Annotated in this window: 8 protein-coding genes and 1 pseudogene; 7 read left to right on the top strand and 2 right to left on the bottom strand. The window is 41.3% G+C overall.

From position 1 onward, the window contains the following. Positions 1 to 7: 7 nt before the first annotated feature. From ABIN91_RS00385 to ABIN91_RS00370, 4 genes are all read left to right on the top strand, one after another. Positions 8 to 1,879 (top strand): RagB/SusD family nutrient uptake outer membrane protein, encoded by a 1,872-nt coding sequence (locus ABIN91_RS00385; protein WP_348047253.1) that lies wholly within the window; start codon positions 8 to 10, stop codon positions 1,877 to 1,879. Positions 1,880 to 2,089: 210 nt separating this feature from the next. Beyond that, positions 2,090 to 2,299: a hypothetical protein gene (locus ABIN91_RS00380; protein WP_348047251.1), complete on the top strand. Its 210-nt coding sequence runs from the start codon at positions 2,090 to 2,092 to the stop codon at positions 2,297 to 2,299. Between the two features lie 57 nt (positions 2,300 to 2,356). Then, a complete protein-coding gene (locus tag ABIN91_RS00375; protein WP_348047249.1) occupies positions 2,357 to 3,808 on the top strand; it encodes an LptF/LptG family permease in 1,452 nt (483 codons plus the stop codon). A gap of 113 nt (positions 3,809 to 3,921) precedes the next feature. Further along, the gene (locus tag ABIN91_RS00370; RefSeq protein ID WP_348047247.1) at positions 3,922 to 5,124 is read left to right on the top strand and encodes a bifunctional 3,4-dihydroxy-2-butanone-4-phosphate synthase/GTP cyclohydrolase II; all 1,203 of its coding nucleotides are present in this window, start codon (positions 3,922 to 3,924) and stop codon (positions 5,122 to 5,124) included. Here ABIN91_RS00370 and ABIN91_RS00365 read toward each other — a convergent pair whose 3' ends face one another. Continuing rightward, the gene (locus tag ABIN91_RS00365) at positions 5,125 to 9,546 is read right to left on the bottom strand and encodes a translocation/assembly module TamB domain-containing protein (protein ID WP_348047245.1); all 4,422 of its coding nucleotides are present in this window, start codon (positions 9,544 to 9,546) and stop codon (positions 5,125 to 5,127) included. Positions 9,547 to 9,608: 62 nt separating this feature from the next. On the opposite strand from ABIN91_RS00365, the gene tsaD reads away from it, so the two are divergent. Both tsaD and ABIN91_RS00355 read left to right on the top strand, forming a co-directional pair. Continuing rightward, the gene (tsaD, locus tag ABIN91_RS00360; protein ID WP_348047243.1) at positions 9,609 to 10,613 is read left to right on the top strand and encodes a tRNA (adenosine(37)-N6)-threonylcarbamoyltransferase complex transferase subunit TsaD; all 1,005 of its coding nucleotides are present in this window, start codon (positions 9,609 to 9,611) and stop codon (positions 10,611 to 10,613) included. Positions 10,614 to 10,621: 8 nt separating this feature from the next. Continuing rightward, positions 10,622 to 10,792: a hypothetical protein gene (locus ABIN91_RS00355; RefSeq protein WP_348047241.1), complete on the top strand. Its 171-nt coding sequence runs from the start codon at positions 10,622 to 10,624 to the stop codon at positions 10,790 to 10,792. Positions 10,793 to 10,916: 124 nt separating this feature from the next. Here the strand turns inward: ABIN91_RS00355 and ABIN91_RS00350 are convergent, their stop codons facing one another. Next, positions 10,917 to 11,297 (bottom strand): VOC family protein, encoded by a 381-nt coding sequence (locus ABIN91_RS00350; RefSeq protein ID WP_348047239.1) that lies wholly within the window; start codon positions 11,295 to 11,297, stop codon positions 10,917 to 10,919. A 364-nt stretch (positions 11,298 to 11,661) separates the two neighbouring features. Here ABIN91_RS00350 and ABIN91_RS00345 point away from each other — a divergent pair. Next, positions 11,662 to 11,792, top strand: a pseudogene (locus ABIN91_RS00345) (pyruvate kinase); the annotation flags it as partial.

Below are 11,792 nucleotides of genomic sequence, written 5' to 3'. Positions count from 1 at the left end.
ACACAAAATGAAATCATCATATAAAAAATTAAAGATCGGGCTTATCCTCACTTGTAGTTTGGTAACTTTCTCTTGTAAAAAAGCACTGGAAGAATACAATCCCAGTACAGTTACGGTAGATTTAGCTTATAATAATAAAACGGGTTACGAAGGCCTTATTAACGCCTGCTATACCGATATGTATTTCTTTTACGGAAAGGTGGACTATATAGGCCCATCAGAAATGGGTACCGACCTTTGGGTGAGCTATAGCGGACAGGATAGCGGTTTAACCAACTATGATGCTACACTCATCCCAAGTTACGGAACGTTAAAAACTATTTGGGGCGGATGGTACTCATGCATTAACTTGTGTAATACAGCCATTTACTACGCTCCGTCTGTACAGGGATACGCAACCCCGGCCGATGTAAATGCTAAAGTAGCCGAAGCGTATTTTATGCGCGCCTGGGCATATTTTGGATTGGTGGAGCAATTTGGTGGTGTTGTACTTAAAACAACTCCAACGTCACAAGCGGGTATTGATATAACACCGGTACGCAGTAGCGAAACAGCATTTTATGATCAGATCATATCCGACCTGCAATTTGCCTGTGCTAACCTACCTATGATTCAACCTTTAAAGGGCAGAATTGCCAGAAAAGCTGCTTTTGCCATGCTGGCGAAAGTTTGCCTACAGCGCACACGCCTTGGCGACGTTCAAAAATATGCGGCAATGGCGCTTACCGCCGCTAAAGAATTAATTGACAATCAGGCTAAATATAATTGCGCCCTTTACCAAAGTGATGCAACAGCATCTGGCTTTGCCAAGGTATTCGACGGTAAAAACAACAAAAACAACACTGAATTTTTGTGGGCCCAAACTATTGATTTAACAGGTTTAAATCCTGATGGATTTAACAGAGGCCGTACACGCCAATACTTTTTACCTGACCTAACCGGTAAAGGTGTCGACTGGGGTACAAACGGTACCGGTGTTTTATACGGACGTGCCAATGCTAAACAATATAAGCCGAGCAACTATTTGCTAACCAGCATTTTTGAACCCAACCAAAACACGCCAGATACCCGGTTTGCAAATACTTTTACCTACAAGTATTACGCCAGCGCCGCCAAAACCATTACAGCGGCAATTGCTACTGCTTATCAAAAAGATCCATCAGTAGTTGGTAAAACTATACCTACATCAACTGCCTTTTATAGCGGCCCCGATTATTTTTTAGCGGCTGGTACTACGTTTGAAGGCGAGATCAATACAGTTAATGATGCGGCGCTTTCTATCTTTACACCAAACTGGACCATACCTGTAGCTACTAAAAAAACGCTGCCATACATGGTAGCCGATCCGAGCGATTTGTTTGACCCTGCCACCGGGAATTATAAAGTTGCATCCAGCTTTCCTAATGATGTTGACTACAGCGGTATTTTCCCTGCGTTGAAAAAATTTTCGAGCAAAATGTACGTATATACCAACCAAGATTGGATGGGAGATTTCCCTATTATCCGTTTAGGTGAAGTTTACCTAATAGCCGCTGAAGCCGCTTTGTTAAACAATAATGATCAGTTTACCGCAGCGCAATATGTAAACGTTATCCGCGCCAGGGCTGCTATAACCAGTCGCCAATCAGAAATGGTTGTTTTGCCTGGGCAGATGACAGTACGCTACATACTTAACGAAAGAGCCCGTGAGTTAGCTGGTGAACATACCCGCTGGTATGATTTAAAACGCACCGGATTTTTAACCAAAGCTTATTTGCAGGCAACAAACCCTACCGTTGCTGTAAACTTTGATGCTGCTAAGCATACTGTTCGCCCAATACCACAGTCGTTTTTGGATGCCATAGTTAATGCTAAAGATTTTGGAACAAATGGATATTAATAATACCTCATTGTAGCCAATTGTATATCAAGATTATACAGGGTGATTGGTTTCCCTGTATTAGTTTCATATTTGGTTACAAAGCCCGCGATAATTGCGGGCTTTGCCTTTTATTATTTATTGTAGCGGATGGCTGTATACAATTCGTTTGGTTTTTGGGAGTGAATTTTTGAATAAAAATATCTCAATTACAATGGTTAATTTTACGGCATGAAACACGAAGATGTAGTTGCCGCGCTTAAAGTTATTGCAGATACAGGTATTGCTACAGGTTTAAGTAAGGATGATTTGCAAGACTTAAAAGCATATAACCTGATTGATGAAGATAAAGGTGATAAGGCCACAAAATACACCACCTTTTTGTTAACTAAAAAGGGCCGGGTAATGTTGAAGGCTAATACGAAAGATAAACCAGCTTAACTTTTTTTAACAAGCCACCTCCAAACCGATAACGGAATAATTCACTATTTTTGTTTTGTGAAAAAAGTACACCTGCTAATTCTTAAAGCTTTTATAAGGCCCTTTGTTGTTACCTTTTTCATTGTAATGTTTGTGTTGCTGATGCTGTTTCTATGGAAATACATTGACGACCTGATAGGCAAGGGTTTTGAGTGGTATACCATTCTCGATCTGATGATGTATGCCTCGGCTACCAATGTGGCTATGGCGCTACCGCTTTCTGTGTTGCTCTCTTCTATCATGACCTATGGTACGCTTGGCGAAAACTATGAGTTGGTTGCCATTAAATCTGCCGGTATATCGTTGGGCAGGGCATTGTACCCTATGATCATCGTTGTGGTTGGCTTGAGTATTTCGGCATTTATATTTTCGGATTATATGTTGCCGGTGGCCAATTTGAAGTTTTACTCGCTTTTGTATGATGCCCGTAAGCAAAAGTCGGCATCCTTAGTTAAAGAGGGGGTGTTTAACAATAGCTTTCCGGGCTATTCTATCAGGGTAACCAAAAAGGAACAAGATGCCGAAGGACAATTGCTGCGTGGCATACTGATCTATGAACGGCCTTTAAACGGTGGCAGCAACAATGTTATTTTTGCCCAGCAGGGCCGTATGTTCCGCTCACGCGATAATAAGTTTTTGATATTGAAGCTTAAGGACGGGATCCGCTATATTGAGGACGCCGGTAATAGCGGATATAATGCAAGGCAAACTTTTACCCGAATGCGTTTTACAGAAACTATTACCAAGATGGATCTTTCGGGATTTGGATTCAACCGCACGCCCGAAAAGGATTTTAGCAATAGCTTTTTAATGCTGAGTTCAAAACAGCTAATCTATTCGCGAGATTCGGTATTGAAAAATGTAAAGCGCGATGAGAATGAAAACATAGCTTTAATTAAGCCTTATATCAAATACTTAATTATACCGCATAAGCCATTTCCGCATATTATCCCGGTTATCAAAAAACAGGGTTTATTGGCTACAGTTGAGGGTAATTATGATAAGCAATTAGCTACCCTAAATAACGCTATAGGCGAAGTAAGATCTATCAAAGATGTTGTAAAGCCGCGTATTGTTACCTATAACGAAAACCAGAGTATAATAAGGCGGTACTTAGTAGAGTATCAAAAGAAATTTACCTTATCGGCAGCTTGTTTGGTGCTGTTTTTAATTGGTGCTCCCTTAGGTGCTATTATACGTAAAGGCGGTTTGGGTTTGCCGGTTGTTATCTCGGTGATCTTCTTTTTGATCTATTATATCATCGCCACTATTGGCGAAAAATCGGCCAAGGATGGGAGTGTGTCACCATTTTTTGGTACCTGGATAGCTATTTTTGTATTAACGCCTATCGGTTTGTTCTTATCCTACAAATCAGCAAACGATTCGGTATTGTTTGATATGGAGTTATATAAACGCTTTTTTATAAGTCTGTTTAAGAAGAAAACGACTGATGATTTGCCCCCGGATTGATTTTACAATATACCGACCACTAAATTTACTTTGTTGGTTAACTTTGTGCCAATGTGCTACGTATAGTATTTAAATGATGATGCTATAATTCCACATTATTTATACCCAAACGTATGTTAAATACTATAACAGAAGCAATTGAAGATATAAAAGCCGGTAAAATTATCATTGTAGTTGATGATGATGACCGCGAAAACGAAGGCGATTTTTTAACCGCCGCCCGCCACGCAACCCCGGAAGCTATAAACTTTATGGCCAAATATGGCCGCGGATTAATTTGCGCCCCTATTACCGCCGCCCGCGCCAAAGAATTAGAACTGGGGCAGATGGTGAGCCATAATACCACATCGCACGAAACTAACTTTACCGTATCTGTTGATTTGATAGAAGGTTGTACAACCGGTATATCGGCCACAGATCGCTCAAAAACTACCCTGGCGTTGATCGATCCGGCTACTAAGCCAGAGGATTTGGGCAGGCCGGGACATATATTCCCGTTGATTGCTAAGGATGGTGGTGTGCTGCGCCGTGCGGGGCATACCGAGGCCGCTGTAGACTTAGCCGTTATGGCAGGTTTGGAGCCGGCAGGATTGATATGTGAGATAATGAAGGATGATGGTGAGATGGCCCGTTTGCCGGATCTGCTGGAAATGGCGAAAGAGTTTGACATGAAGATAGTTTCGGTTAAAGATCTGATCGCTTACCGTTTGACTAATGAAAGCATGATCCGTAAGGAAGTATCGGTTAAACTACCTACCGAGTGGGGCGTGTTTGATATGGTTGCTTATACCCAATTGGATACCGGCGAAAATCATTTAGCTTTAGTAAAAGGTACCTGGGAACCCAATGAGCCAGTTTTGGTTAGGGTACATAGCTCGTGCGTTACCGGAGATATTTTTGGCTCATGCCGTTGCGATTGCGGCCCGCAGTTGCATAAGGCTATGGAGATGATTGACAAGGAAGGCAAAGGCGCTATTATTTATATGAACCAGGAAGGCCGGGGTATTGGCCTGGTGAATAAACTGAAAGCTTATAATTTGCAAGAAAATGGCTTTGATACTGTTGATGCTAATTTAGAGCTTGGCTTTAAAATGGACCAGCGTGATTATGGTATCGGTGCGCAGATCATCCGGAGCTTGAATATTACTAAGATGCGTTTGATGACCAACAACCCAAAGAAACGTGCCGGTTTAATAGGTTACGGTTTGGAAGTGGTTGAAAATGTACCTATGGAAATTGTACCAAACCCGCATAACGTAGCTTACCTTGAAACCAAGCGTGATAGGATGGGCCATGTAATTTTACAACAACACTAATTATTCTTCGTTCTTATCGTCAAGAACGGCAGGGTTACTGGTAGGCGGCGGATCGTCTTGTTTCCTTGCGGGAGAGGTTTTCCGGCGGAATATATTGCGGAAGAACTCGCCAAAAGTATCAAAATCACGGCGGTATATTAACCCCAAGCCATTAACATACTGCACGTTTAATTGCTGGGTAATTGTTGGCGCCGATGTGTTTAACACCCTGTACGAATATGTGCCCAATAAGCTGCCATCTTGCTTAATCAAATACTGAATGCCAAAATCCTTGGTCAGATCGGCAAAGTTGGAGCTGAACAGGTATTGATTAGTAGCCCCTAAAGCTTCAGAAGATGCGGTAGGATTATATAAACTACCGTTAATCAACAAACGATCATGGAAAAAGTGTAACGAGGCGCTGGCATCTGTTGTTGAGCGGATGTTGAGATCGAAATACTTGAGGTTTGATTGGGCTATAAAAGTGTTGAGCTTGTTAAATAGAAACTCACTTGCTGCAGATGTTGCGGTTTGGCTCACCACATTATTGGCCCCTGATGAGAACCTGCGCTGCACAATTAAACTTACGGCTTGTAAACTGCTGTTAGTTGGATCGTTTAAATAGGTACCCAATTCATCTTTAATTGATGGCTCGGTAGGGAAGTTGAAATCAAAATCAAATTGCGGCGCAGCCAGTGTTTTGGATAACTTAAGTATGGCTTGTACCAATGCTTGTTGATGCCCTTTAGGGGACTGCACACCGGCGGCAGTATATAAGTCGGCAATATCAGTACGTACCTCGTATATGGCGTTTAAATTAATTTCGGCGTTAGCTGGGTTGCCCGTCCAGCGAATGGTACCGCCCTGATTCACGGTAAAGTTCTTCGTAATAAAATCCTTGGCAGTAAACTCAAACTTTCCGGTAGATATTAAAAAGTCGCCATACATATCAAAATCGCCAAAACTGTTTATCTTGAGTTTTAGGCCCTGTGCCGTTCCACTTCCTGTAAGGAGGCCATAGTCGGTATAAATTTTAACAATCGTTTTTTCATCTGCAGATAATTCAAAATTTAAGGTGACACCCTTAAACGCATTTTCTTTTTTTACAGCCTGCGCGGTATCTTTTGAACTTACAAAGCGTATAAAATCGTATTCGGCCGCTTTACTTGATGTATTTAGAGGGATATTGAATATGGTTCCATCTTCGGTTTTGGCTTTGATATCGATCTGCATATTATCAATAGGGCCAACAAAACTAAAATTGCCGGTACCAAAAGCAGTACCATAATAAAGGCGATTATCCTTAAACGTGGTTTTTAAGGCCAGCATCTTTTCAGCTTTGAGCTTAACATCAAGTTCAGGGTTTGACAGATCAGTTAGATCTACTGTTCCATTTGCGGTGCCTTTGCCGCCATAATTATCACGCAGCACCAGGTCTTTAATATTCACCACGCTGTTTTCTACCGTAACCTTATCGTTAATAACATACGGTGTTTTTAAGTAGTTTACAGTTACACCTGTGTTTACAAAGGTGAGGCTACCATTTAACATCGGTTTTGAGAGGGTTCCGGTTAGCTTAATATCTGATGATAGTGTTCCTTTCAAGTCGGATACCAGGCTTTTTACGAATGGATCGAGAATAATGGCCTCGGTTTGGTTCATCTTTAAATTGAAATCGAGACTGTTATCGGTAGCTGCAAGGTTATAAGTACCTTCGGCCTTAAGGGTTTGCAAACCGCGATTAATAATGTTTAAGTCGGTATTGAGCAACTTATTTTCGTTATCAAGCTTGGTTAAAAACTTTACATCGCCAATCAATGTTTTGTTGAACATCAGCGAATCTATTTTAATATCAGAATCAAAGCCAGGTTTTGTGGTTAACGTGGATAATTTAACATCGCCATTAAGGGAGCCTTTAAGCGTGATACCCGAAGGCTTGCTTAATTGGTTAAGGGTAGCCATGTTAAACTTGCTGAAATTAACATTCAGGATATCTTTAGGATCGGGCGAGATGAAACCATCAATTTTTACTTTTTGCAATTGATTGGACATACCGAAGCCTATGATCTGCGTGCGGCCGCCGCTTAAGAATTTGAAACTAACCTGATCTTCAAGCTTCCATACTTTGTGCTCCAGGATAATATCTGACGGGAGGAGTTTTAATTGAGCCGTAGTATCCTTACTAAACTCAACGAGGCCGTATAGATCGAGCTGGTTGGTGGCATTTTTATCGGATAACTTAATGTTGAAGTTCAGGCTGTCTTTTTTGAGAAAGTTGGTTATGTTGATGTCTTTAACAAACAAACTGTCCGTTAAGTCAACCCTTTTGAGTGAGATGTTAAGATTGAGCAGATCATTTGTGGTGCTTTCGTCAATAATCAGATCGTGAAAAACAATTTTATCATATTTTATTGTTTTAACCCCTCCTGTAATTATGGCTGTTTTTTCTACCGAATTAAATTTCCCGGTAAAATTAGCCGTGTCCAGTAATTTAAGTTTAGGCTCAAACATAGTACTTACCGCATCCAAATTTTTAACCTTTAAATTAAATTCAAAGTTTTGAGGATTAAATGCCGCAATGTCTATTTTTAAAGAAGGGATATATTTTTTGGCTATAGCTTTAAAATATGCAGGCAATGAGGCCAGGTCATAATCGCCTTTAAGGCGGCCCTCGGCTATGTCTGATTTTAATACCAATTGGCGGTCGTTACCTGTTCCGTCGGCGGCAAAATAGATGGAGTCAACCTGAATTTTTTGTCCGGCCTTGTCTATTTTAATACCTTGTAACAAGATGCTACCTATAATGTTATTGATGCTGTTACCTGTAAAATTGCTTTTTATTTTGGCATCAATAGTTACCGAATCCTGGTATAGTTTCAACTCGTTTAAGCGGGCGCCTTTTATGTCGGCGGTGAAATTAAACTGTGGTAGTTGCTGGTTCAGGTTTACGTCGCCGGCAAAATTGAGGTTAATGTTATGATCGTTTATGGTAACCTTACCATCAAATTTCTTTTTCAGGAAGGTGCCATTAACAGCCAGGTTTTTGTAACGATAACCCTTAAAATCGAAGTAAGTTAATTTGGCATCCAACTGTTCGGTTAGCTGTTTCATATCCGTACCGCGGCCCTTAACGTTAGCAGTTAGGGTGGTGCGGCCCAATATATCCTGATCTACTAAATCGCCCAAATCAAAATCATAGGTGCTTATCTTACCGGTATAGCTGGGTACATTGGCCTTGTCAAATTTTAAGTTGATGTCGGATGTAAAGCGGCCTAACCTGGTTTTAAATTCGCCGTAAGCGATAAAATCGTTTTGGAAACCAGTGAACTGGCCTTTGAAGTTAACGTTGCCAAACTTGGCGATGATAGCTGGAACCTGCCTGTTTTTTACGCCTGTAAAGCGGCTATACAATAGGTCGATGTCTTTTTTGTTGGTAGCAATTTGCTCAAATTTTAATTCGAGGAAGGTTTTATCCCAATCGGGGAGGCCCTTTAAATTGAAATCGCCTTTGATATAAGTGGCTTGCCCGGTGGTAATGGTGAGATCTTTTGCTTTTAGGTTATTCACCAAACCTTTGATGTGGCCGTTCACACCCAAGTCGAAAAAGGTATGGGTTAAGCTGTTGGTAAAGTAAGCGATATCTAATGATGAGATCTGCGAGTCTTTAAAATCGGCATCCATAGCAACACTGTTCTCAAAATCGCTAAAGTCATCAAAAGAGTTGAAGCGCATTTTAAAGTAATCTTTAAAATTGGATCGGTTGGTTTGTATGAATAGCTTGGTGAGGACGATCTGATTGGTGTCGATCACGGCATTGGCTACAAAATGTTTAATGTTAAGACCGCTTCTTTCGTTCAGGGTAAGATCATGGATGTTAGCTTTAAACAGGTGCTTTTTCAGATCGATATCTGTTAAAGTTGTACTGAGGTTTCTGACATCGATATTGTTAAAGTTTACCTGTGGGCCGCTTTCGTCTTTACTTAAATAATTTTTATAACGGAAGTGGAAGTTATTGATCACCAGTTTTTCGAAATCAATTGTCCAGGGTTGGCCTTTTACCTTTACGGTATCTTTTGATTTGAAGTGATTGATGATAAACGACAGATTGGATGTGCTATCGGTTAGTTTTTTGAGATAGAAAGAGCCATTATCCAGTTGGATAATTTTAAAATCGAGCACTTTTTGTTTGATGCTGCTAAAAATGTGGAAGTTGGCCAGCTCAACAGTTAGTTTTGGCGTGCTTAGGATGGTGTCTTTCTGCCGGTCTAAAACATAAAAACCTTCTAACTCGACACCGCTGAATGGTTTGATGTACAGGCTTTTAATAGCTACCGTTGTGCCTAACTCTTTGGAAAGATAATGCGTAGCTTTTTTAGCCGCCCAGGTTTGTACGGGTTTAAAGCGTAATGCCAGCAAAGTGCCGCCTATTATTAATATAAGCACCAGCAGTATCCATAGCGTTATTTTGAGTACTTTTTTAATAACTTTGCAGCGTTAAAATTTTTATGCCAGTAATATTAGGAATAGAATCTTCGTGTGATGATACCTCGGCCGCAATTAGTGTTGATGGGGTGATCATGAGCAATGTTGTTGCAAATCAATCCATCCATGCGGCTTATGGCGGCGTTGTGCCCGAACTGGCTTCACGCGTACATCAGCAAAATATTATTCCGGCAGTACAACAGGCACTACTTAACGCAAAAGTAAGCAAAAATGATATTGATGCGGTAGCTTTTACGCGCGGACCCGGACTTTTAGGTTCACTTTTAGTGGGCGTATCGTTCGCGAAGGCTTTCGCGCTGGCGCAAAACCTGCCGCTGATAGAGGTTAATCATATGCAGGCGCACGTATTGGCACATTTTATTGATGAGCCTAAGCCGAAATTTCCGTTTATGTGTTTGACCGTGAGCGGCGGGCACACGCAAATTATTTTAGTTAAAGATTATTTTGACATGGAAATCATCGGCCAAACGATGGACGACGCGGCTGGCGAAGCGATGGATAAGACGAGCAAGATATTGGGTTTGCCTTATCCCGGTGGGCCGCTGATTGATAAGCACGCGCGTTTGGGTAACCGGGAAGCATTCAAATTTCCGGAGCCAAATATACCGGCCTATGATTTTAGCTTTAGCGGATTAAAAACTTCAATACTTTACTTTATCCGTGACAACGTAGCTGCTGACCCTGATTTTTTGACGAACCGGATGGATGATATTTGCGCGTCGGTTGAGTATCGTATCGTAACTATCTTACTTAATAAATTAAAGAAGGCCGCTTTGGCTTATGGGATAAAAGATATCGCTTTGGCAGGAGGGGTATCTGCCAATACTGGCTTACGACAAGGCTTAACTGAATTATGCCAAAAAATGGGTTGGAATTGTTTTATACCACAGTTTCAATACTGTACTGATAATGCCGGAATGATTGCCATTGCCGGGCATTATAAATATCTGAATAATGATTTTGTTGGGCAGAATGTTGCGCCTTTAGCACGCATGCCTTTTAATTAATATAGCTTATGCCATTTGCTTCGATTGTTTTTTGGGCCGTTTTTGTAGTGCCGTTGGTGATATTTTTAGTATGGTTAATGCGCCAGGACAAAAAGAAAGGCATAACGGGACTGGTTGTAATGGCCGTATTGATCATTGTTGCCGTAGCGTACATGTATTTGATGACACACGGCGAGTAAACCCCCTAACCCCCTAAAGGGGGAATTTGAAACCAAAAGTTTTTGATGTTTGAAGTAAGAAACTGCGACACCACGAGTTATTGTCAATAACTCTAACTCCCGGTTGTAGTTTTATTTTGATGATTTAGTTTTCGTGCTCGGCGAAGGTTAGTACATAGCCATTGTTGTCTTTTATCGAAAATTCGGTAGCGCCGTAAAAAGTTTTTTCGAGGCCTTGCAGTACGGTTACTTTGTTTTTGATCTCATCGAAAAAGGCTCGTATATCCTTTACATTAATGTATAATAAAAGTGAAGCCCCGTTTGTGCGCTGTATATCCGGTAACGTGTCAGCCAAGCTTTCGAAGGTTTGGAACATGAAGGTTACTTTATCGTTGACCATCATGGCCCATACATAATCCGGCCCTTCTTCTGGAACGCTCATGGTGAGGGAGAAGCCTAATGTTTTGTAGAATTCGATGGTTTCGGTAATGTTGTTTGTGAAGATGTTGGGAGATATTGATTCCATAATACGGTTCATTTATTGCTAGTAAAATTAGTATTTTTATTGATAAATGCAAATTTATCTGCATAGGGGATCTGCATAGTTCCCGCTCAATTGCCGCGGCGGCTGTTGCTTTTGAGCCCAAAAGTAACCAAAAGGCTTGTCAGCAAAAAAGCTTCTTTGCCCTGCCCGTCCGGCAGGCGGGCGCACAGGCATTTGCGCACAAGTGGCAAGAACTCACGGGCTGATGCCTTTTCCTAAAAGGCAACACAGGTCTTCGCTATGAAAAGTCAAAATGCCCTTCCTACCGCACAGCCCACCACGTTCTTCCCGCTTTGGCCGAAGCTCCTTTGCTGACGAAAACGGTAAAGACAAAGAATAATAGATAAAAGTTATTTCTAAAATAGAAATGCCTGAGGCATTAAAAAACATCCGCGACATTATCGTTGAAAGCGACGGTGTGATGATTGCAAGGGGAGATTTAGGTGTGGAAGTTCCGGTAGAGCAGGTTCCGATCAT

The organism is Mucilaginibacter sp. (genome assembly GCF_039921305.1).
GTDB lineage: Bacteria > Bacteroidota > Bacteroidia > Sphingobacteriales > Sphingobacteriaceae > Mucilaginibacter.
Note: the sequence above shows the minus strand (reverse complement) of the source record. Positions and strands in the feature narration are given on the sequence as shown.

Coding starts and splice junctions, on each gene's coding strand:
- ABIN91_RS00385 (WP_348047253.1), top strand. CDS start 8: ATGAAATCATCATATAAAAAATTAAAGATCGGGCTTATCCTCACTTGT.
- ABIN91_RS00380 (WP_348047251.1), top strand. CDS start 2,090: ATGAAACACGAAGATGTAGTTGCCGCGCTTAAAGTTATTGCAGATACA.
- ABIN91_RS00370 (WP_348047247.1), top strand. CDS start 3,922: ATGTTAAATACTATAACAGAAGCAATTGAAGATATAAAAGCCGGTAAA.
- tsaD (WP_348047243.1), top strand. CDS start 9,609: ATGCCAGTAATATTAGGAATAGAATCTTCGTGTGATGATACCTCGGCC.
- ABIN91_RS00355 (WP_348047241.1), top strand. CDS start 10,622: ATGCCATTTGCTTCGATTGTTTTTTGGGCCGTTTTTGTAGTGCCGTTG.
- ABIN91_RS00350 (WP_348047239.1), bottom strand. CDS start 11,297: ATGGAATCAATATCTCCCAACATCTTCACAAACAACATTACCGAAACC.